The 23426-nt window shown below is 74.1% G+C and carries 11 protein-coding genes; 9 read left to right on the top strand and 2 right to left on the bottom strand.

All coding sequences use genetic code 11. The features are described from left to right. Positions 1–38 precede the first annotated feature (38 nt). Complete coding sequence (locus ACLIN4_RS05555; RefSeq protein WP_307653127.1) at positions 39–470, bottom strand: Fur family transcriptional regulator; 432 nt, start codon at positions 468–470, stop codon at positions 39–41. Between the two features lie 286 nt (positions 471–756). Between ACLIN4_RS05555 and ACLIN4_RS05550 the strand changes: the two genes are divergently transcribed. From ACLIN4_RS05550 to ACLIN4_RS05530, 5 genes are all read left to right on the top strand, one after another. Beyond that, entirely contained in the window at positions 757–978 is a 222-nt protein-coding gene (locus ACLIN4_RS05550) for a ferredoxin (RefSeq protein ID WP_107479625.1), read from the top strand. A 65-nt stretch (positions 979–1043) separates the two neighbouring features. Then, positions 1044–2630 carry an ABC transporter substrate-binding protein gene (locus tag ACLIN4_RS05545; protein ID WP_289907828.1) on the top strand — a complete coding sequence of 529 codons (1587 nt, stop codon included), beginning with the start codon at positions 1044–1046 and terminating at the stop codon, positions 2628–2630. Beyond that, positions 2627–3577 (top strand): ABC transporter permease, encoded by a 951-nt coding sequence (locus ACLIN4_RS05540; protein ID WP_290013808.1) that lies wholly within the window; start codon positions 2627–2629, stop codon positions 3575–3577. Before ACLIN4_RS05545 ends, ACLIN4_RS05540 begins: the two co-directional genes overlap by 4 nt. Continuing rightward, a complete protein-coding gene (locus ACLIN4_RS05535) occupies positions 3574–4434 on the top strand; it encodes an ABC transporter permease (protein WP_290013807.1) in 861 nt (286 codons plus the stop codon). The genes ACLIN4_RS05540 and ACLIN4_RS05535 overlap by 4 nt, the downstream gene beginning before the upstream one ends. Then, a complete protein-coding gene (locus tag ACLIN4_RS05530) occupies positions 4431–6011 on the top strand; it encodes an ABC transporter ATP-binding protein (RefSeq protein WP_411575548.1) in 1581 nt (526 codons plus the stop codon). Before ACLIN4_RS05535 ends, ACLIN4_RS05530 begins: the two co-directional genes overlap by 4 nt. A 62-nt stretch (positions 6012–6073) precedes the next feature. On the opposite strand, the gene ACLIN4_RS05525 is transcribed toward ACLIN4_RS05530, so the two are convergent. Next, entirely contained in the window at positions 6074–7711 is a 1638-nt protein-coding gene (locus tag ACLIN4_RS05525; protein ID WP_289907824.1) for a (2,3-dihydroxybenzoyl)adenylate synthase, read from the bottom strand. A gap of 184 nt (positions 7712–7895) precedes the next feature. Here ACLIN4_RS05525 and ACLIN4_RS05520 point away from each other — a divergent pair, with 184 nt between their 5' ends. Genes ACLIN4_RS05520 through ACLIN4_RS05505 form a run of 4 tightly spaced genes read left to right on the top strand, consistent with a single transcriptional unit; the run spans position 7896 to position 23423 of the window. Continuing rightward, positions 7896–14654: a non-ribosomal peptide synthetase gene (locus ACLIN4_RS05520; RefSeq protein ID WP_289907823.1), complete on the top strand. Its 6759-nt coding sequence runs from the start codon at positions 7896–7898 to the stop codon at positions 14652–14654. Then, positions 14651–20224: an amino acid adenylation domain-containing protein gene (locus ACLIN4_RS05515; RefSeq protein WP_411575547.1), complete on the top strand. Its 5574-nt coding sequence runs from the start codon at positions 14651–14653 to the stop codon at positions 20222–20224. Before ACLIN4_RS05520 ends, ACLIN4_RS05515 begins: the two co-directional genes overlap by 4 nt. Next, positions 20221–21372 (top strand): saccharopine dehydrogenase NADP-binding domain-containing protein, encoded by a 1152-nt coding sequence (locus tag ACLIN4_RS05510; RefSeq protein WP_107479810.1) that lies wholly within the window; start codon positions 20221–20223, stop codon positions 21370–21372. The genes ACLIN4_RS05515 and ACLIN4_RS05510 overlap by 4 nt, the downstream gene beginning before the upstream one ends. Continuing rightward, positions 21369–23423, top strand: a complete 2055-nt coding sequence (locus ACLIN4_RS05505; RefSeq protein ID WP_381940033.1) for a Gfo/Idh/MocA family oxidoreductase — start codon at positions 21369–21371, stop codon at positions 23421–23423. The genes ACLIN4_RS05510 and ACLIN4_RS05505 overlap by 4 nt, the downstream gene beginning before the upstream one ends. The last annotated feature ends 3 nt before the right edge of the window (positions 23424–23426 follow it).

Below are 23426 nucleotides of genomic sequence, written 5' to 3'. Positions count from 1 at the left end.
TCGCCCTGCTCGCCGCGCGGACCGTGCGACCGGGGTGCTCAGGCGGTGGCGCGGCAGTGGTGGCAGACGCCGGTCAGTTCCACGGTGTGCTCGACCTCGGCGAATCCCGTGCTCCGGGCGACGTCTTCCGCCCAGCGCTCCACCGCGTCCGCCTCCACGGCGGCGCTGTGGCCGCAGTCGCGGCAGACGAGATAGTGGCGGTGTCCGTCTGTGGGCCGGGGGCGGTACAGCCGTTCCCCGGTCCTCTCCCGTACGACGTCGACCTGTCCCAGGCGGTCGAGGGTGTGAAGGGTCCGGTACACCGTGGTCAGGCCGATCGTGACGCCCTCGGCCTCGAGCGCCTCGTGCAGTTCCTGGGCCGAGGTGAAGCCGGCGCGGTCGTGCAGGGCGCTCAGCACCGCCTTCCGTTGCCGCGTCGGACGCCATGGCGCTGGTGACTGTGTTGTCGGTGCGTCGCGCAGGACGCCCACCTCCCGTGGAGTGGGGCCGGTTGGCTGCGTGTCGGGCGCCGGCCGAAGGTCTCTCCCTGCCGGCGGACCGTCATCTCGTGGGCGGGACGCCGCACTTGGTGTGCCGAGATGACGCACATGGTAATCATTTCCATACAACCTTCAAGGAGGGCTCGCCGGCGGGCGCATGTCGTGGCCGCCGGTGCCGATGTGCGGCGCCAGGCTAGTTGAATATGGAAGTCGTTTCCTATTACCGTCTGACTGCCGCATTGTCGGCCGCGTGTGCGGCCGCAGGGGAGGGGCCCTCATGACCTCGGCAGACCAAGCTTTCGCAACAGGGGGAGTCGACGTCGATCGGGACCGGTGCGTCGGGGCGGGGCAGTGTGTGCTCGCCGCGCCGGCCGTCTTCGACCAGGACGAGGACGACGGGCTCGTGCGCGTCCTCACCGTGACTCCGTCGGCGTCCCGGTCGGACGCCGTACGCGACGCCGTACGGGCCTGCCCGTCCGGAGCCATCACCCTTCGGTAGCCCGCAGTGGCGCCGCGAACCTCTTCCGGTGCCCGGTACCGCTCAGCAGAACGTCAAGGAGAAGCATGTCCAGACAGATCGATCGCCGTGCCTTCCTCCGTCGCGGCGCGGCGGGCGCCGCGGCTCTGGCGGTGGGACCCGGCCTGCTGGCGGCGTGCTCCACCGACGAGCCCGGCTCCGACAGCAAGGCGGGATCCGGTTCCTCGCCCCGCTCGGGCGGCACGCTGCGGGCCGCCTTCGTCGGCGGCGGAGCCTCCGAGACGCTCGACTTCTTCAACGGCCCTTCCGCACTGGACCTCGTGCGTGCCCGGGCATGGCACGGGACCCTGGGCAACCTCGACCCCGGCGGTCCCGACGGGGTGCGCTACGGCGTGCTCAAGGGGATCGACGTCTCCGACGACCTGTCGGCCTACACGCTGCACGTGCGCCCCGGCGTCCGGTTCACCGACGGCTCCGAGCTGACCTCCGCCGACATCCTGCACTCGCTCAGCGCCCTCGCGGCCAAGAGCAAACTGCCCGTGTACCGGCTCGCCGCCGCCAACTTCGACCTCGCGCGCGCCAGGGCCGACGGGGACCTGAAGGTCGTACTGCCCACCCTGCGGCCCATCGCCGACGGCCGGCTGATCCTGTGCCAGGGCAACTTCCTGGTCGTCAAGGACGGCACCAGGGACTTCCGCGAGGGCATGCCCAGCTGCGGCCCCTTCCGGCTCACCGAGTTCACGGCCGGCCAGGGTTCGGCGTTCGAGCGCTACGACGACCACTACGGCCACGTGCCCCACCTCGACGGGCTGGAGCTGCGGTCGATCGCGGACTCGACGGCCAGGGCGGGGGCGCTCACCGGCGGCGAGATCGACTTCGCCCACGACCTCTCGCCGGTCACCGCGCGCACGCTCGCGGACAGCGCGAAGGTCGAACTCGCCCCCACGCGGAGCCCTTACCTGGTCGGTCTCTCCTTCCAGATGAACATGAGCGCCAAGCCCTTCGACGACCCCCGGGTGAGGGAGGCGTTCAAACTCGCGGTCGACCGCGAGGCCATGGTGAGGACCGTGTTCTACGGCAACGCCGAGACCGGCAACGACCTGCCCTCCGTCGGTTTTCCCGACTACGCCGACGGCGTCCCCCAGCGCGCCCACGATCCGGAGCGGGCCCGCGCACTCCTCGAGGAGGCCGGCGCCGACGGGATGAAGGTCGAGCTGACCACCGGGCCCGAGACGCCGGGCATGGTGGAGATGGCCGCCCTCTACGTCGAGGACCTGAAGAAGATCGGTGTGCGGGCGTCGGTCCGGGAACTGCCCGCGGGCCAGCTCTACGCCGACTTCCCCGCGTACACGGCGTTGCCCCTGGCCGGTTCGTACCAGATGCCCATCCCCGCGCTGTCGGCCTACCAGATGAACACGGCGGGCGGATCGCCCTCGGCGTTCGGCTGGAAGAAGCCCGAGACCGACGCCCTCGTGGCGAAGGCCCGCGCCGAGAGCGACCGGGCGCGGGCGAAGAAGCTGGGTACGCAGGCCCAGCGAACGCGTTGGGAAGAGGGCAACCAGGTGCTGCCGGTGTTCAAGCCGAACCTGAACGCCCAGGCCAAGGGCGTCGACGGGATACGGGAAGACCTCTTCGAACAGTTCCCCGGCTTCTCCCGGGCGTCGCTGGCGTGAACCTGCTCGCCTTCGCCGCCCGTCGCGTCGCGGGGGCCGCCGTCCTGCTCGTGCTGCTGTCGGCCGCGGTCTTCGCGGCCACGGCGGTCCTGCCCGGAGACGCCGTCAGCGCGGTCGCCGGCGTGGACGCGTCCGAGGCCCGACGTGCCGCGGTCCGGACCGAACTGGGGCTGGACCGGCCCGCCGCCGAGCGGTACGCGGACTGGGCGGCGAGCGCGGTCCGGGGGGATCTGGGCCGTGGTTTCGTGGGGGAGAGGCAGGTTGCCGAGGTCATCGCCACCCGCCTGCCCAACAGCCTGCTCCTGGCCGGACTCACCCTCGCGGTCACGGCGCCGCTCGCCGCGCTGCTGGGCCTGTGGACGGGTCTGCGCGGCGGCGGAGCCGACCGCGTCGTGTCGACGACCGCCCAGATACTGGCCGCCGTACCGGAGTTCGTCATCGCCGCACTGCTCGTCGCGGTACTGGCGGTATGGCTGGAGGTCCTCCCACGCGTCTCCCTCATCCCCCTGGGAGGTACGCCGCTCGACGTCCCGCACGCGCTGGTCCTGCCCGTACTGACGCTCAGCGCGGTCGGGCTCGCGGTGGCCACCAGGCTGTTGCGGGCCTCCGTCGCGGACACCGCGGCCACACCGTACTGCGAAGCCGCACGGCTCAACGGCGTGCGCGGCGTGCGGCTCGCGGTGCGGCACATCCTGCCCAACGCCGCCGGACCGGCCGTCCAGGCGCTCACCCTCACCACGGGGGCGCTGGTCGGCTCCGCGGTGGTGGTGGAGAACGTCTTCGACTACCCGGGCATCGGCCGGGAGCTGCAACTGGCCGTCGCGGCACGGGACGTACCGATGGTTCAGGGCATCGCCACCGCCCTGGTCGCGGTGATGCTCGTGGTGCTGCTGCTGGGTGACATCTGCGCGCGTCTGCTGGGGGCACGGGAGGGGCACGGCCGATGACGACGGTTCTGACACCACCGCGGAGGCGGGCAGGCCCGGGCCGTCCCGGCACGCCCGGGCGCCGCCGGCCGCCGCTGCTGACCGGGACGGCCACCCTGCTCGTGCTCCTCCTCGCCCTGCTGGGTCCGCTGGCCGCGCCGCACAGCCCCACCGCGCAGCTCGCGGCCCCCTTCCAGCAGCCCGACGGACAGTTCCTCCTCGGCACCGACGTGCTGGGCAGGGACGTGGCGAGCCGGGTGCTCAGCGGCGGCCGGACCATCGTCCTCACCGCGCTGGCGGGAACGGCGGCGGCCGGAACCGTCGGGCTGACCGCCGGCGTCCTGGCGGCCATGGTCTCCCGTCGGCTGGGCGACCTGCTGGTCCGTTGCGTGGACGCCCTGGCCGTCCTCCCCGCCCTCCTGGTGGTCCTCGTCCTGGCCGCCGGATTCCCCGGCAGCGACGCGGCACTCGTGACGGCCGTCGGGCTGGCCACCGCCCCCTTCTCCACGCGGGTGCTGCGTGCCGCGGCGGACACGGTCCTGAACAGCGGCTACGTCGAGGCCGCCCTGGCCCGGGGCGACACCCGGCGGGCCGTGCTGCGCCACGACGTGCTGCCCAACATCGCCGGGCCCGCCCTCATGGACACCGCGCTGCGCCTGGTCGCCTCGTTGCACCTCACCGCCACCGCGGGCTTCCTCGGCCTGGGGCAGGCGGGAGCGGAGCCCGACTGGGGGCGCATGGTGAGCGAGAACGTCCCCGGGGCGACTCTGGCCGCCACGCCGTTCCTCGCCCCGGCCCTGCTGCTCGTACTGCTGTCCGTCTGCGTCGGCCTGCTGGCCGGACGACTGGCGGACACGGTGGGAAGGGGAGCCGCATGACCGGCCACGTGCCCGCCCGCCCGGCGGGGGCGAACCCGCTCGCCGAGATCGGCGGGCTGACCCTCGGCCCGGTGGCCGGCGGCCCGCCCGTCCTGCACGACGCCTCCCTCTCGGTGCCGCGCGGGCGGGTGCTGGGGATCGTGGGCAGGTCGGGATCCGGCAAGAGCAGCCTGGCGTACAGCCTGCTCGGCCATGTCCGCCCCGGCCTGGAGGTCCGTGCCGGGACCGTCCGGGTGGCCGGCCTCGACCCGTTCGACCGCGCCGACGCCCGCAGGCTGCGGGGGCGAGTGGTGTCGTACCTGGGGCAGGACCCCGCCTCCTCGCTCAACCCGGTGCTCCGGATCGGCACGCAGATCGCCGAGGCGGTGCGCCTGCGCTCGTCCGCGAAGCGTGCGCACGAGGTCCGTGCGCGCGTCGAGGAACTGCTGCTGTCCGTGCGGCTGCCGGCCGACCGGGAGTTCCGGCGACGGCTGCCGCGGCAGGTGTCGGGAGGGCAGGCCCAACGTGTCGCCCTCGCCCTCGCGCTGGCGGGTACGCCCGGCCTGCTGGTCCTCGACGAGCCCACCAGCGGCCTGGACACGGTCCTGGCGGAAGGCATGCGCGGCCTGCTGGCCGACGTCCTGTCCGACGGGGACCGCGCCGCGGTGCTGGTCAGCCACGACCCGGCGTGGATCAGGTCCGTGGCGGACGAAGTGATCCGCCTGGAGGAAGGCCGGATCGTCGGCGCCGGGCCGCCGCAGGCGCGGGTGCCCGCCCCGTCCCGGTCCGTGGGTTCCCCGGCCGGCGGCCCCGGCTCGGAGAGCGCGCGGCGTACCGGTTCCGACGGAGGGCTGTCCGTGCGCGGGCTGGCCGCGGCCCACGGCCGTGCCCCCGTGCTGCACGGCATCTCCCTCACCGTCCCGGCAGGCTCCTGCACCGCCGTCGTGGGCCCCTCGGGCTCGGGGAAGACAACCCTCGCCCGGTGCCTGGCGGGGCTTCACCGGCCCGTGCGGGGGAGCGTCGAGTGGCGGGAGGACGGCGCGGACCGAGGGCGCGGGGCAGCGGTGCAGCTCGTCGCACAGGACGCCCGCGGCGCCCTCAACCCCCGGGAGTCCGTGAGCGCCGCGCTCACGCGCCCCCTCAGGGGGGTGGGGCGCCGCTCCGCCGAGGACGCCTCCCGCGAAGCCCTGCGGCTGCTCGGCCTGGTCGGGCTGGACGCGGCGGTGCTGGCACGCCGGCCGGGCGAGCTGTCCGGAGGTCAGCGCCAGCGCGTCGCGCTGGCACGGACGTTGGCCGCGGAGCCACGCGTCCTGGTCTGCGACGAGATCACCTCCGCGCTGGACCCGGAGACGGCGAGCGGGGTCCTGGACCTGCTGCACTCGCTGCGGCGGACGCTCGGAGTGACGGTCGTGATGGTGACGCACGACCTGACGGCCGTCGCGCGGTGTGCGGAGCGGATCGTCGTCCTGGACGCGGGGGGTGTGGTCGAGGCCGGTCCCGTGGACCGGGTGCTGACGGCCCCGGTGCACCCCGTCACCAGGGGCCTGCTCGCCCACGCCGGCGGTGCCGTCCTCGCCGTACCGGACCAGCGGCGGTGAAGGGCTTCTTACGGCCGGCAGGAGGAGCGCCCCGGTCACCGGGCGCTCCTCCGCGCCCCGTCCTACGGCCGGAGCAGCTGCTGCGCCAGTGCCGCCTTGTCGACCTTCCCGACCGCGGTCAGCGGAAGACCGGGAACCCGCACGACCTCGTCGGGGGCCTTGTACCCGGCCAGCCCGCACTCCCTCAGATGGGCGGCGATCTCCCGGGCGCCGGGCGCCGCGCCCGCGCAGACGACGAAGGCGACCGACCGCTCGCCCCGCCGCTCGTCCGGCACACCGACCAGCGCCGCCGCCGTGATCGCCGGATGCGTCAGCAGCTGCTCCTCCACCTCGACCGCGGCGACCTTCTCGCCGCCACGGTTGATCTGGTCCTTGATCCGCCCCGCCACCACGAGGTGACCGGACGGCAGGCGCCGTACCACGTCTCCTGTCCGGTAGTAGCCGTCCGCAGTGAAGGACGTGCGGTTGTGCTCCTCGGCGCGGTAGTAGCCGCGCAGCGTGTACGGGCCCCGGGTGAGCAGTTCACCCGCCGTACCGTCCGGCACGGGCCTGCCGTCGGCGTCCACCACGAGAACCTCGTCGTCCGGGGAGACGGGCCGGCCCTGGGTGGCGCAGACGAGGTCCTCGGGGTCGTCGAGGCGGGTGAGGTTGATCAGACCCTCTGCCATGCCGAACACCTGTTGCACGGTCACCCCGAGTGCCGGTCCGAGCTTGCGGGCGTGGTCCTCGGGCAGCCGCGCCCCGCCGACCTGCACCACCGACAGGCTCCCGAGGTCCCAGGAGCCGGACGCGGCCTCGTCCGTCCAGTGGGGGACGAGCGGCGGGGTCAGCGAGGTCAGGGTGACGCCCTCCCGCTCGACGAGGGCGAACGCGGTCTGCGGGCTGGGGTCGGGCGCGACGACGACGGTCCCCCCGGACATGAGGGTGCCCAGCACACCGGGGCAGGCGAAGGTGAAGTTGAACCCGAGGGGCAGCACCGCCAGGTACACGGTCCGGGTGTCGAGCGCGCAGACCTCCGCGCAGGCGCGCGCGTTGTAGGAGTAGTCGTCGTGGGTGCGCGGGATGAGTTTCGGAAGTCCCGTGGTACCGCCGGACAGCAGCAGGAGGGCGATGTCGGCGGAGTCCGCTCCGCCGTCGTCGGAGCCGGGGGCGGACGCCGACGGCGGATCCGTCCGCAACGCCTCGAAGGAGACGAAGTCCTCGTCGGTGCCGGGGTCGCCGACCACGACGACGTGCCGCAGCGAACCGCCCGCCCCCTGCTCCGCCCGTACCTCGCGCATCAGTTCCCGGTGGTCGAACCGGGCGTGGCGGTCGGGCACCACACAGGCCACGGCGCCCGCAACGCGCACCAGATGGCCGATCTCCCGGCGCCGGTGGCCGGGCATGGCGTGCACCGGAACCGCACCGAGCCGTTGCAGACCGAACCAGACGAAGAGGAACTCCGCGCGGTTGGGGAGCTGGACGACGACGCGGTCGCCCCGCCCGATCCCGAGTCCGCGCAGACCGCGGGCGACCCGGTCCGCCTCGGCGTCCAGCTCCGCGTAGGTCCACCGCCGGTCGCCGTCGACCAGGGCGACGCGCCCTCCATGGCCGGCCGCACCTTCCCGCAGACGGGCCCCGAAGGTCACCCCCTGCCAGTGTCCGGCGGCCCGGTAGCGCGCCGACTCGGCCTCGGGCCAGGTCCGTTGGGTCTCGGTCATGGGGCTCCGCCTCTCATCGCCGGGCCTCCGGCTCTGGCGCCGAGTCCCGTCATGTGATTACGATGTGAATTATAGAAATGATAATCATTTCTATCTACCGGGGCGTCAGCCCTGCCTCGGGGAGATCCCGGCGTCGGCCGCCTTCGACGCGGCCCCCACCCCATCCGACCGGAAGGCAGCACCAGTGAGCGATGAAGCAGTCGTCCAGGCGCGGACAGCGGAAGGAGACCTCGACGGTCGTGATCGCCACGCGCCCGTGACGGTGCGCGAAGCGGTGGCGCGCGCGCTGGAGATCGCGCCGGAGGAGCTGGACGACGACCGCGACCTCTTCGAGCTCGGCCTCGACTCACTGGTGTTGATGTCCCTGGTCGGTGCCTGGCGGCGCGAAGGCAGCACCGTCACCTTCCAGGACCTCACGAGCAGCCCGACCCTGCGGGACTGGACGGCCCTGCTCGCGCGGGCGAGGGGCGACGGGGCGACCACCACCGCCCCGCCCGCCCCCACCGCGCCGCACGACACGGCGGCGACCGAGGCGGAGTCGGACTCCTTCCCCCTGGCCACGATGCAGCACGCCTACTGGATCGGACGCCAGGACGGACAGCCCCTCGGCGGCGTCGCCGCGCACTTCTACGTCGAACTCGACGGCCACGGCGTCGATCCGGCCCGGCTCGCCACCGCCCTCCGGGCGCTCGTGCTGCGCCACGGCATGCTCAGAGCGGTCTTCGACGAGGAGGGCCGTCAGCGCTTCGGCGACCCGGGTCTGCCGCTCACCGTCCACGACCTGCGGGAACGCGACCCCGACGAGGCCGAGACCGAGCTGGCACTGCTGCGTGAGCGCAACACCCACGCCCGTCCGGACGGCACCGCCGGTGACGTCTTCCGCGCGGCCCTGTGCCTGCTCCCCGACGACAGGACCCGTCTGCAGATCGACCTGGACATGATGGCCGGTGACGCGCTGAGCCTGCGCGTCCTCCTGTCCGACCTGCGCCGCTTCTACGAGTGTCCCGACGACCCGCCGCGCGAACTCGGCCTCGACTACCGGCGCTACCTCGCGGAGCACGACGTACGGAGACGGGCGGAACGCCGGCAGCACGCCGCCTGGTGGCGCGAGCGCCTGCCGGATCTGCCGCGGGCCCCACGGCTGCCGACGACCGTCGACCCCCTCACCCCGGTCAGCGCGGACGACAGCGCGCTGACCCACTCCCGCCGCCTGCACCACTGGCTCGGCCCCGCCGAGAAGGCCGCACTCGTCAGCGCCGCCCGGCGGCACGGTCTCACCCCCGCCGCCGCCCTCGCCACCGCCTTCGCCGAGGTGATCGCCGCGTGGAGCGACGACCGGCGCTTCCTGCTCAACCTGCCGCTGTTCGACCGGGAGATGTTCGTCCCCGAAGTCGCCGGGCTGGTGGGGGACTTCAGCAGCTCGGTCCTGCTCGACGCCGACCTGAGCGCGTCACTTCCGTTCTCCCGGCAGGCCCGCGGGCTCCAGGAGCGACTGCGGGAGGGCATCTCCCACGGCGCGTACGGCGGTGTCGAGGTACTGCGCGACCTCTCCCGCGCCGAGGGGGCGCCGGTGCTGGCTCCCGTCGTGTACACCAGCGCCATCGGACTGGGTGAGATCTTCGAGCAGGACGTCCAGAAGTCCTTCGGCCGCCCTTCCTGGATCATCTCCCAGGGCCCGCAGGTGTACCTGGACGCCCAGGTCACCGAACTCGACGGCGGCCTCCTCCTCAACTGGGACGTGCGCGACGGCGTGATCGAGGCCGGCGTGCCCGACGCCGCGTTCGACGCCTACCGCCGCCTCGTCACACGCCTGGTGACGGACCCCGACGCCTGGTCCCGGCCGGTGGACGGCCTGCTCGCCCCCGACGTCCTGGCCCGACGCGCGGTGGCGGCCCTGCCCCCCGGGCCCGTCCCGGACCGCGCCCTGCACACCCGCTTCTTCCGGCTCGCCGAGGCCGAGCCGGACCGCGCCGCGGTCGTCCGCACCACCGGCGACACGCTCACCTACGGCGAACTCGCCCACGCGGCCCGGCGGATCACCGCGATGCTGCGCGACCACGGTGTGCGGGAGGGCGACACCGTCGCCGTGACCCTGCCCAAGGGCGCCGACCAGATCACCGCGGTCCTCGGCATCCTGGCCGCGGGCGCGGCCTACGCCCCCGTCGGCGTGGAACAGCCCGCCGTGCGACGGCGGCGCATCCACACCGTGGCCGGCGCGGCCGCCGTGCTCACCGACCGGGACCACGCCCGCCTGTGCGCGGAGGTCTCCCCGGCCCCGGTGCTGCTCCTGGAGGACGCGTCGAGGGCTCAGCCCGCAGAGGTCGTCCGGCCGGACCCCGCCCTTCCCGCCTACGTGCTGTTCACGTCCGGCTCGACGGGGCTGCCCAAGGGAGTCGAGGTGTCGCACCGGGCGGTCGTCAACACCATCGAGGCGATGGAGGAGCAGCTCGGCCTCGGCCCCGAGGACCGCACGCTCGCGATCTCCGCCCTGGACTTCGACCTCGCCACCTGGGACATCTTCACCCCGCTGTCCCTCGGCGGGCAGGTGGTCGCCGTGGGCCAGGAGCACCGACGGGACGCCCACCACTGGGCGCGGCTGGTGCGCGCCCACGGGGTGACGCTGGTGCAGTGCGTCCCCGCCCTGCTGGACCTGCTGATGGCCGCGGGGGAGGACGAGGGCCTCGGGGACTCCCTGCGCATGGTGCTGCTGGGCGGCGACTGGGTCGGGCTCGACCAGCCCCGCAGACTGCGGGCGCTCGTACCCGGCTGCCGATTCGTGGCGCTCGGCGGCATGACGGAGGCGGCGGTCCACTCCACGGTGTTCGAGGTGGAGGAGACCGACCCGGCCTGGAAGTCCGTCCCCTACGGCGTTCCCCTGCGCAACATGCGGGCCCGGGTCGTCGACGGGCGGGGACGCGACTGCCCCGACCTCGTCCCCGGCGAGCTGTGGATCGGCGGCCCCGGTGTGGCGAACGGCTACCGGGCGGACCCCGAACGCACGGCGGAACGCTTCGTCGAGCACGACGGAACACGCTGGTACCGCAGCGGCGACCTGGCCCGCTACCGGCCCGACGGCGTGCTGGAGTTCCTCGGCCGCGCCGACCACCAGGTGAAGATCGGCGGCCACCGCATCGAACTGGGCGAGGTCGAGTCCGCGCTGGAGGACGACCCCGCCGTCCTGCACGCGGTCGCCACCGTCCTGGACACACCGGTACGTCACCTCGCCGCGGCCGTGTCCGCCCCCGGCGGGGCACCCGACCCGGACGAGGTCCGTCTGCGGGCGGCGGAACGCCTCCCGGCCCACATGCTTCCCGAGCGCGTCCTCGTCCTGCGCGACCTGCCGCTGACCGCCAACGGCAAGCTCGACCGGGCGGCCGTCCGCCAGGCGCTGACCGAGGCCGCCGGCCAGGACGGCCCCCGCACCTCGGCGCCGGCCGGCCCCGTGGAGAGCGCCGTGGCGGCCGAGTGGGCCGACCTGCTCGGCGTGGCCGACGTGGGACGCGAGAGCAGCTTCTTCCTGCTGGGCGGCGACTCGCTCGTCGCGACGCGCATGATCGGCCGGCTGCGGGCCGCGGGCTTCCCCGGCGCCCGCGTGGCCGACCTCTTCGCCCGCCCCGTCCTCCAGCACTTCTGCGAGACGCTGCACCCCACGGCGACCGCCGACGAGGCGCCGGCACCGGCCCCCGCCGTCGCCCTCGTGCCCGACCCGGACCACGCGCACGAACCCTTCCCGCTGACGGACGTCCAGGCCGCCTACCACACCGGCCGCGACCCCCGGTTCACCCTCGGCGGTGTCGGCACCTGGCACTACACGGAGTTCGACGGCACGGACGTCGACCTCGACCGGCTCGAACGCGCCTGGAACACCCTCGTCCGGCGGCACGGCATGCTCCGCGCCGTCGTCGAGGACGGACACCAGCGCGTCCTGCCCGACGTACCGCCGGTGCGCATTCCGGTGGAGGTGGCCGCCTCCGCCGAAGGCGCGGCCGAGGCCCTGGCCGGCCTGCGCGCCCGCCTGTCCCAGCAGGTCCGCGACCCCGCCGAGTGGCCCCTCTTCGCGGTCGAGGCGGTGCGTTACCGCGAGGACGAAGGCGCCGCGGAGAACGCCGGCGAAGTACGCACCCGTATCGGCATCGGGCTGGACTACCTCGTGCTGGACGCGCTCTCCATCACCACGCTCTACGCGGAACTGAACGCGCTCTACGCCGACCCGCAGGTCGAACTGCCGCCCGTGGACGTGTCGTTCCGCGACTACCTGACCCGCCGCCCGGCCGACCCCGAGGCGACCGCGCGGGCCCGCGCCCACTGGCAGGCCCGGCTGTCCGAACTGCCGCCGCCTCCCGCCCTGCCCTTCGACCGCGACCCGGCCTCGCTCGACGCGCCCGTCTTCACCCGGCGCCGGCTGAGCCTGCCCGCCGAGGACTGGCAGGCCGTCAAGCGCGACGCGGCACGGCACGGCCTGACCCCCTCCACCGTCCTGCTGGCCCTGTACGCCGAGGTCCTGGAGGCCTGGAGCGGAACGGACGCCCTGACCGTCACGCTCACCCTCTTCAACCGGCGTGACGTCCACCCCCACATCCATCGGGTGCTGGGCGACTTCACCTCCCTGTCCCTCGCCGGCCACCGGCGCGAGGCGACATCCTGGCTCCCGGCAGCCGTCGCGCTGCAACGCCGGCAGGCGGAGGACCTCGACCACGCCGACGTGCCGATCGACTGGCTGCTGCGGGAGTTCGGCCGGCGCACGGGCACGGTGGACGCCGCCGCTCCCGTGGTGTTCACCAGCGCCATCGGCGTCGGTGACGCGACGCTGGCCGGACCCGGGACCGGCTTCCCCGCGAAGGTCTGGGGCATCTCCCAGTCCCCGCAGGTCTGCCTGGACAACCAGGTCACCGAGGAGTCCGGGAACCTGGTCGTCACCTGGGACGCCGTCGAGGAACTGTTCGCCGAGGGCGTGCTGGACGCCATGTTCGCCGCGTACGAACTGCTGCTGCGGCGCCTCGTGTCCGGTGACTGGGAGGCGCCACTTCCCGACCTCCTGCCCGCCTCGCAGTACGAACGGCGGGCCGCCGCCGCCCGGGAGGCGGCCCTGGAACCGGTGGCGCCGCGCCCGCTGCACCGGACGTTCTTCACTCACGCGACGGCAACCCCCGACCGCACCGCCCTCGTCACGACGGCGGGGGAGGAGGTGACCTACGGAGCCCTGGCCGAGCAGGCGCTGCGCACCGCCGCCGCGCTCGGCGACGCGGGCGTGCGGCCGGGCGACCTGGTCGCGGTCACCCTGCCCAAGGGCCCGGAACAGATCGCGGCGGTCCTCGGCGTCCACGCGGCCGGCGCCGCCTACGTCCCACTCGGCCTCGAACAGCCCGCCGCCCGGCTGGAGCGGGTGCACGCCACCGCCGGTTTCGACGTCGTCCTGGGGAGCTGGCACGCCCCTGAGGGCACCGGCCCCCGCACCCTGTCCTTCGCGGACACGCAGAGCCGCGAGCCACTGCCCGCGCCGGGCGGGACGTCGGCCCGGTCGCTCGCCTACGTGATCTTCACGTCGGGTTCCACGGGCGAGCCCAAGGGAGTCGAGATCACCCACGCGGCCGCCTGGAACACGATCGCGGACATCAACGCCCGGCACGGCGTCACCGAGGACGACCGCGTCTTCGCCCTGTCGGCACTGGACTTCGACCTGTCCGTGTACGACGTCTTCGGCCTGCTCGCCGCCGGCGGCTCCCTCCTGCTGCCCACCGAGGAGCAGCGCCGCGAACCGGCCCGCTGGCCGAGTCTGCTGGACCAGTACGGCGTGACCGTCTGGAACACCGTCCCCGCCCTGCTCGACCTGCTCCTGGACGCCGACGAACAGGGCGGACGGGAAGGCGGCATCGGAGGGCTGCGGACCGCCCTGGTCTCCGGCGACTGGATAGGTCTCGACCTGCCCGCCCGGCTGCGGGCCCGGACCGCGCGGCCCTGCGCCTTCGTCGCCATGGGCGGAGCCACGGAGGCCGCCATCTGGTCCAACACCCTCACCGTCACCGAACCGGACCCCCGGTGGGTGTCCATCCCCTACGGACGTCCCCTGACCGGGCAGCACTACCGCGTGGTCGACCGGGACGGCCGGGACTGTCCCGACTGGACGCCCGGCGAACTGTGGATCGGCGGCGCGGGACTGGCCCGCGGCTACCTGGGCGATCCGGTCCGCACCGCCGAGAAGTTCGTCGAGCAAGGCGGGCGGCGCTGGTACCGGACGGGCGACCTGGGCCGGTTCCGGGGCGACGGGCTGCTGGAGTTCCTCGGCCGGCTCGACAGCCAGCTCAAGATCGCCGGTCACCGCGTCGAGGCGGGCGAGATCGAGGCCGCGCTGGAGGCGCATCCGGCCGTCGCGCGGGCCGCCGTCGTGGCCGTGGGGGAACGCACCGCCCGGCGTCTGGTCGCCTTCGCCGTACCCCAGGACCCCACCGCGGGCGGCACGACCGGCGACGAGCCGGCTCCCGCCGAACCCGCCACGCCCGTCGAGGACCCCGCACTCACCGAGGGCCTCTTCGGCCTGCTGGCCGAGCGGGTGCCGGTCCACGCCGTCCCGTCCCGCATCCTCCTGCTGTCCGCCCTGCCCCTCACCGCGAACGGCAAGGTCGACCGGGCCGCCCTGGCCGGCCTCGCGGGTCCGGAGCCGGCCTCCGCCGCTGCCGAGCCACCACGGGGCGAGACCGAGACGGCCCTCGCCGCGCTCTGGCACGAGCACCTGCCGCACGGGACCCCCGACCGCAACGCCAACTTCTTCACCGCCGGCGGCGACAGCCTCACCGCGCTGCGGCTGCTCACGGCGATCGAACGCCGCTTCGGGGCCACCGTGCCCGCCCGCCGCTTCTTCGCCGCACCGACCGTCGCCGCGCTCGCCGCGGACGTCACCCGAACGCTCGCGGCCCACGGGACCGCCTACGAGACCGGAGAGCTGTGAACATCGCTGAACTGCTGGCCCGATACGCCGACGACGGCGTGGTGCTGTGGGCCCAGGACGGACAACTGCGTTTCCGGGCCCCGCAGGGCCGGCTCACCGACACGCACCGAGCCGAACTGCGCACGCACAAGGAAGCCATCCTGCGCCACCTGGAGGCCGGGGAGCCCGCGCTGCGCGGCGACCGCGACAACCGCCACGAACCGTTCCCGCTGACGGACGTCCAGGCCGCCTACCTCATCGGCCGCACCGACGCGTACGCCTACGGAGGCGTCGGCTGCCACGCCTACGTGGAGCTGGAGTACCCCGATCTGGACGTCGACCGCGTCACCTCGGTCTGGCGGGAGCTGGTCCAGCGGCACGACATGCTCCGCGCCGTCGTCCACCACGACGGCTACCAGCGGGTCCTGCCGGACGTGCCCGCCCTCCCCGTCGGATCCGACGACCTGACCGCGCTGCCGGCCGCCACCGCCGAGACACAGGTGGAGCGCACCCGAGCCCGTCTGGCCAACCGCGAGTCGCCCACCGACCGGTGGCCCCTCTTCGACGTGCACGTCACCCGGACCGCCGAGCGGGCCGTGCTCCACCTCGCCTTCGACATGCTCGTCGTCGACCACGCCGGCCTGCGCGTCCTGCTCGCCGAGTTCCAGCGGAGCTACAACGGCGACGCCCTTGCCGAGGCGCCCCGGATCACCTTCCGCGACTACGTCCTGGCCCGCCGGGCCCTCGCCGACACCGAGGCCCACGCCCGCGACCGCGCCTACTGGACCGAACGGCTCGACACCCTGCCGCCCGCTCCCGAACTGCCCCTCGCCGAGGCGTGGGAGGCCGCCGTGAGCGACCCGGGGGAAGCGAGCCGCCCCCCGGCTCCCGGCGACGCGGTGACGTTCCGCCGCCTTGAGGTGCTGCTGCCCGCGGCCGACCGGGACCGGCTCACCGAACGGGCGTCGCGGCGCGGGCTGACCGTGTCCACGGTCCTCCTCGCGGCGTACGCCGAGACCGTCGGCGCCTGGTCGCGGACCAGCCGGTTCACGCTCAACGTGCCCACGGTCGACCGGCCCGCCCTGCACGAGGACGTCGGCCGCCTCATCGGGGACTTCACCTCGCTCGAACTGCTCGCCGTGGACCTCGACGCCCCGGTCTCCTTCGCCGAGCGGACCAGGGCCGTGGGGCAGCAGCTCCTCGAAGACCTGGCGCACCCGCTGTTCACCGGCTCGGACGTACTCGCCGAACTCTCCCGCAGGGCCGGCGCACCGGTGCTGATGCCGGTCGTCTTCACCAGCGCCCTCGGTGCCGGAGCCACCTCCGAAGGCGTACCCCCCGAGGTGACGTACGCCGTGACCCGGACGCCCCAGGTGTGGCTCGACTGCCAGGTCATGCACCGCGGGGACACGCTCAGCCTGTCCTGGGACATCCGGGAGGGCGCCCTCGCCCACGGGGTGGCCGACGCCATGTTCGAGGCGTACACGGCACTCGTGCGGTCCCTGTCGGCCGAGGGCGAGGCCGCGGAGGCCGCCTGGGACGCACCGGCCCGCATCGCCCTGCCCGAGGCGCAGGCGGCGCGCCGGAACGCGGTCAACGCGACCGAGGGACCGCTGCCGGACGCCCTGCTCCATGAACCCGTACTCGCCCGGGCACGGGTCACACCGGACGCGATCGCGGTCCGCACCCCCGAACTGGCCCTCTCCTACCGGCAGCTCGTCACCCGGGCGAGCGGCCTCGCCGAAGCGCTCACGGCCTCCGGACTGCGCCCCGGGGAACCGGTGGCGATCTGGATGGACAAGGGCTGGGAGCAGGTCGTCGCCGTCTTCGGCACCCTCATGGCGGGCGGCGCCTACCTGCCCGTCGACACGGCCCAGCCGCCGGCCCGCCGGGACACGATCATCGCGGACGCGGGCGTCCGCACCGTCCTCACCCAGTCCTGGCTCGCCGAGCTCGAAGACCTCCCGGCGACGGTGACGCCCCTCGTCGTGGACCAGGTCGAGGAAGCCACCGGGGACGGCACTGCCGTCGTCGCCCACCGGGATCCGGACGACCTCGCCTACGTCATCTACACCTCGGGTTCCACCGGCACGCCCAAGGGCGTGATGATCAGCCACCGGGCCGCCCTCAACACTGTCGAGGACATCAACCGCCGCTTCAACGTCACCGAACGCGACCGCGTCCTCGGCATCGCGGGACTCGGCTTCGACCTGTCCGTCTACGACCTGTTCGGACCGCTCGCCGTGGGCGCCACCCTGGTCCTGCCCCAGGCCGACCGGCGCGGCGACCCCTCCCACTGGGCCGAACTCGTCCGCGACTTCGGCGTCACGGTGTGGAACTCCGTGCCGGGCCAGCTCCACATGCTCTGCGACTGGCTCCGCTCCGAGCCCCCCGCCGACGACGGCTCACTGCGGCTCGCGCTGATATCCGGCGACTGGATACCGGTCGCCCTGCCCGACCAGGCCCGGGAACTCCTGCCGGGCCTGGAGGTCGTCTCCCTCGGCGGAGCCACCGAGGGCTCCATCTGGTCCATCGCCCACCCGATCGGCGAGGTGGACACCGCCCGCCCGAGCATCCCGTACGGCACGCCCCTGACCAACCAGACGTTCGCCGTGCTCGACCGGCACCTTCGGCCACGGCCCGAATGGGTGCCCGGCGAGCTGTACATCGGCGGCGCCGGCGTCGCACTGGGCTACCTCGGCGACGAGGAGCGCACGGCACAGCGGTTCCTCACCGACCCCGCCACCGGAGAGCGGCTCTACCGCACGGGCGACCTCGGCCGGTACCTCCCCGACGGGACCATCGAATTCCTCGGCCGGGAGGACGCCCAGATCAAGATCCGCGGCTACCGGGTCGAACTCGCCGAGGTGGAAGCCGCTGTACAGGCCCACCCGGCGGTCGCGGCGGGCGCGGTGGTCGTCGACGACTCGGCGGCGGGCGGGCGACGCCTGGCCGCGTTCGTGGAGACGGCGCGCAAGGACGGCGAGACGGAACACGCAGCGGGCGAAGCGGCACGCCAGGACGGCGACGGGCCCGCCGTGACGAGCCGGGAACAGGCGCGCGCGGCGGCCGCCGACGCGGTACGCGAAGCCTCCGCCGCCGTCGACGCCGAACGGCTCACCGACTTCCTGACCGCCCTCGACGAGGTGGCGCTCGCGGAGATGACCCGCGTCCTCGCCGCCTCCGGCGTGTTCGACGGCGGTGCGGAACGCACCGCGGAGGAGGTGGGCACGGCACTGCGCGCCACGCCCCGTCACCGGCACATCGTGGGGCGCTGGCTGCACGCCCTGGCCGCCCGGGACCGGCTCACCCACCGGGGCGCCGACGGCACGTACACCGGCCTCGTCCCCGTCCCCGCGCCCGAGGCGGAGCGCCGATGGCGACTGGCCGCCGGCCTGGAGCACGAGATCGGGTGGAGCACCGAGCTGCTCACCGTCATGCGCACCTGCGCCGAACGGCTGCCCGAGCTGGTCTCCGGGGAGACGGGCATCCGCGAGCTGCTCTTCCCGGGCGCGGCGACCGAGGCCGCGGACGCCGCCTACCGCGACAACCTCGCCATTCGGCACCTCAACCGCGCGGTGGTCACCGCGCTGCGCGAGATCGCCGCGAGCCACACGGGCGAGGAGCGGCTGCGGGTGCTGGAGGTGGGCGGCGGCGTCGGTGGCACCACCGGGGAACTGGTGCCGGTGCTCGCCGAGTACGGCGTCGACTACCTGTTCACGGACTCCTCGGCGTTCTTCCTGAACGAAGCCCGCGAGCGCTTCGCCGACCACGCCTGGGTCCGCTACCAGCGCTTCGACGTCGACGAGGACCCGCGAGCCCAGCAGCTGCTGCCCAACACCTTCGACGTCGTGGTCTGCGCCAACACGCTGCACGCCGCCGCCGACGCGGACGCCGCCGTGGCCAGGCTCCGGGAACTGCTCGTACCGGGCGGACAGCTCGTCTTCGTGGAGAACACCCGCGACGAGAACCTTCCGCTGCTGGTCTCCATGGAGTTCCTGGAGGTCGCCGGCCGGGCGTGGACCGACGTGCGCGAGCACACCGGCCAGTCCTTCCTCACCCACACCCAGTGGCGTGAACTCCTCGACCGGTACGCCGCGTCCGAAGTCGTCTCGCTGCCCGATGCCCAGGACTCCCTGGCGCTCACCGGGCAGGAGCTGTTCATCGCCACGATGAAGGACGACCGGCACCACGTACCGGTGGGGGAGCTGGCGCGTACGGCGGCCACCCGGCTCCCGGAGTACATGCTCCCCTCGGTGTGGCAGGTCGTCGACACCCTGCCCCGCACGGCCAACGGCAAGACCGACCGCGCACGCCTGCGGTCCTGGCTGCCCCGCGAGAGCGCACCGGTCGTCGTGGACGAGCAGCCGAGGGACGAGCTGGAGAACGACCTGGCCGAGCTGTGGACGGAACTCCTCGCGGTCGAACGCGTCACCCGCAACGACGACTTCTTCGACCTCGGCGGCGACTCGCTCCTGGTGGCCCGCATGGTGGGCCGGCTCCGCGAGCGCGTGCCGCAGGCCGCGGACCTGGAGTGGGAGGTCGTCCTGCGCCACATGCTGCGCCGCCCCACGGTCGCGGGCCTCGCCGGGTTCCTGCGGGGCCTGGCCGGACCCGAGGACGCGCCCGTGCCCGGTGCCGTGCGCACGGACCCGGTGATCCACCTGCACGGTGCCCGTTCGGAGGACGAGCCGACCACCGTGCTGGTGCACGCGGGAACCGCGACGATCATGCCGTACCGGGCGCTGATCACCGAGATCAGGCGCCGCTCGCCGGGCCTCGCCGAGGTCGTCGGCGTGGAGGTCCCGGACCTGAGCGGGTTCCTCGCCGCCCCGCCCGAAGGACTCATCGAGCAGATGGCGGCCGACTACGCGCGGGCGCTGACGGCCGACGGGCGGAGCCGCTTCCACGTCGTCGGCTACTGCCTGGGCGGACTGATCGCCACCGAGGTGGCCCGCAATCTGGCCGAGTCCGGGGCGGAGGTGGAGAGCCTCACCGTCATCAGCAGCCACAGCCCCCGTTTCCGGCTGGACGACGAACTGCTCGCCGAGTACTCCTTCGCCGTCATGATGGGCATCGACCCGGCCGAACTCGGTTTCCCGGACGACCAGTACCGGGTGGCCGCGGCGGCCGACGCCGTCCTGGCCGCCAGTCCCGGGGTCCTGCCGGACGGCGGACTCGCCGCACTGCCCACGGAGTTCGAGGACGTGGCGAGCCGCTTCCGGCGGCTCGCCGACGTGCCCCGCGCCACCCGGATCGCCCGGATGTGCGAGGCGGTGCCCGCATCGGCCGGCACCTACGAACCCGACCACATGACGCGGCTCTTCCTCGCCTTCCGCCAGAGCGTCTTCGCCATCACCCGCTACGACGCCGAACCCTACGCGGGTGACATCACCTTCCTGCGGCACGACGGCGCCTATCCCTTCCCCGGCAGCAAGGACGCCGTCACCGCCTACTGGGAGGAACTCACCCTCGGCGACCTCGACATCGTCGACATCGGTGGCGACCACTACAGCTGCCTGTCCGTCGAGCACGCGCCCGGCATCCTCAAGGTCCTCGGTGAGCTGACCCAGGGGGCGATCACCCGATGACCAAGCCTGTGATCGGCATCCTGGGTGCCTCCGGCGCGGTCGGCCGGGCCGCCGTGCGGGAGTTGCGCGCGCTCGGCCGCACCGGGCTCCGCCTGGGCGGTCGCACCGAGGCGGCCCTCCGCGCGGTCGCCGAGGAGGACTCCGCCGGCCGTGACGAGACCGTACGGGTAGACGCGGGCGCCCCGGGCGGTCTGCGTGCCTTCACCGAGGGCTGCGACATCGTCCTCAACTGCGTCGGCCCCACCTACCGGCTCCGCGCCACGGTGGCCTCCGCCGCTCTCGCCGCCGGAGCGCACTGCGTCGACGTGGCCGGGGACGACCCCGCCGCCGAGGACCTGCTGGCGGCCGGCGACCCGGCCCGCGACGGCCGCACGGTCGTCCTGTCGGCCGGAGCCCTGCCCGGCCTGTCCAGCCTCCTGCCCCGCTGGCTGGCCGGACAGGGCCTGGACGGCGCCTCGGCGCTGACCGCGCACTGCGGCGGCCTGGAGACCTGCTCGCCGACGGTGGCGCACGACCTCATGCTCTCCCTCACCTCCGGAGGCGCGGAAGGAGCCGCCTACGGTGAACCCCTCGCCGCCGTCCGCGGCGGCCGGCGCGTCCCGCGCGCGCTGCGCACGGCCGAGGACACCGGACACCGGGCCTTCCCCGGCAGGGTGGCCCTCCAGCCCTACCTCAGCGGGGAGAGCGAACGCCTCGCCACCGGCCTCGGCCTCGACCGGCTCGACTGGTACAACGTCCACCCCGGTCCCGCCGTCCGCGCGCTGCTCAACCTGCTGCCGGGCCGCCTCGCCGCCGGGGACGACCCGGCGGAGCTGGCGGACCGGCTGATCCTCGCCGCCGACCTCGACCTGGCCGGACGGCGGCCCTACTACGTCATGGACTTCGAGCTGTCGGGCACCGCGGCCGGAAGGCCGGCCACCGCGGGACTGACCCTGCGCGCGGCCAGCAGCTACCGGCTCACCGCGACCGTGGGCGCCCTCGCGGTGGACGCGGTGCTGCGGGACGGGGTACCGCCGGGGGTGCACTTCGCCTGCGACGTGCTGGACCCCGACACGGTGGTGCGGCACCTGCGCGCCCGGGGAGCCGCGGACCTCCGGCTCACCGGAGCTGCGGCCGGCGCCGATCAGGTGGAAGAGGGCGTGCTGTGAACACCTCGACGCCCTTCCGGGTGCTGGTCTGCGGCACCAACTTCGGCCGCTTCTACGCCGAGGCGGCACGCCGCCGCCCCGGCTACGCACTGGCCGGCATCCTGAGCCGGGGCTCGGCCGCCTCCCGTGCGTACGCGGAGCGACTCGGCGTCCCCCACTACACGGACGCCGACGATCTCCCGGCCGACATCGACGCGGCCTGCGTGGCGGTCAGCTCGTCCATCTCCGGCGGCCGGGGCACCGAACTGGCCAGGACGCTCATGGACCGGGGCATCCACGTCCTCCAGGAGCACCCCGTCCACCTCACCGAGCTGACGGACAACCTCAGACACGCACGCCGCCGGGGAGTGCAGTACCGCCTCAACACCCACTACCCGCACGTCGCCCCGGTCCGAGACTTCATCGACGCGGCCCGCAGGCTGGTCGCACGACAGCGACCGCTCTTCGTGGACGCCGCCACCCCGGTCCACCTGATGCACCCCCTGGTGGACATCCTCGGCCAGGCGATGGGCACGCTGCGGCCCTGGCGATTCGCGGACCCGGCACCACTGCCGGCCGACATCGGGCCGCAGCCGTTCCGCTCCCTGCACGGTGTGATCGCCGGCGCGCCCCTCACCCTGCGGGTGCACCACCAGCTGGACCCCGCCGACCGGGACAACCACGCCCTCCACTGGCACCGCGTCTCGCTCGGCACGGAAGGCGGAGTGCTCACCCTGGCCGACACCCACGGGCCCGTGCTGTGGAGCCCCCGTCTGCACATCGGACGCGACGCCGACCGGCGTTTCGTCCTCGACGGACCCGGCACCGGCCGCCTGGGGCTGGGCACCACGGCCGTGGTCGGGAACACGGGTACCTTCCGGACCGTCTTCTCCGACCTGTGGCCACAAGCGATCGGCAGCGCCCTCGACGGGCTCCGCGAGGCCGTCGGACAGGGAGGCGACGCGCTGCGCACGGGCCAGTACGACCTGGCCGTGTGCCGCATCTGGACCGACCTCGCCGCACGGCTCGGACCGCCCGAGATCGTCCGGCCGGACACCCCGCGGCCACTGGCGGTCAGCGACGTCTTCCCCGCTCCGGAGCGGACCCGCCCGGAAACGGACCGTCTCGACACGGACCGCACCGGCACGGACCGCACCGGCACGGATCACGTCAGGGCCGACCCGCCCCCCGCCGGCGCGGACTCGCCCACCGCTCCCGCGGACACCTCGCCCTACACCCCGTCGGCGGAGTTCTTCGACCTCGTCGCCGCCGAGCACACCGCGACCGCGAGCGTGCCCGCGATCGCCGCACTCCTCGCCGACGCCGACCTGAGCACCGGTCCGGTGGTCGACATCGGCGCCGGCACCGGCCTGGTGACCGAGGCCGTCGCCCGGGCCCGGCCGGACGCCGAGATCCTCGCCTGCGAACCGGCGGTCGGCATGCGCGCCGTCCTCACCAGCCGGGTCTTCAGCGACCCGGGCCTGCGCTCCCGGGTCACCGTCACCGCGGACGCCGCTCCCGACCTGGACCTCCCGGACCGGATCAGCGTCGTCCTGCTCTGCGGGGTCCTCGGCCACCTGGACGCGGAGGGACGAGCCAGGCTGTGGCGCCGGGTGACCGGGCGGCTGGCACCCGGCGGATTCGTGATCGTCGAACTCATGCAGTTCGAGCGGCCGTTGACGCTCCCCGAGACCCGGCTCGCCACGGCCACCGCCGGACGGAACCGCTACGAGTGGTCGTTCGGCGGAGCACCGGACGAGACGGAGGGCGGAGTGATGCGGCTGCGCTCCACCTGGCGCGTCTACCGGGACGGCGCGACGGACGCGGAGCGCGAGGTGCACGACTCCTACCGCTGGGCGCCCTTCGGCCTGAAGGACGTGGTGGCCGAGTCCGGCATGACCGCACGCGCCCTCCCCACCCGGCCCGGCGCACCCCCGCTGGCCGTGCTCACCCGGGCGACGGACGCGCCGGACACGGCGAGGGGCCCCGCCCTCCCGAAGGCGCGGACCGCACCCGACGGCCCCGGCGCACCGAACACCACCACACCACTCGTCTCCACCACCGACGGCTGAGGA

This window comes from Streptomyces mutabilis (assembly GCF_046628145.1).
Classification (GTDB): Bacteria; Actinomycetota; Actinomycetes; order Streptomycetales; family Streptomycetaceae; genus Streptomyces; species Streptomyces mutabilis.
The sequence above is the reverse complement of the archived record's forward strand: the minus strand, read 5'-3'. Positions and strand labels throughout refer to the sequence as shown.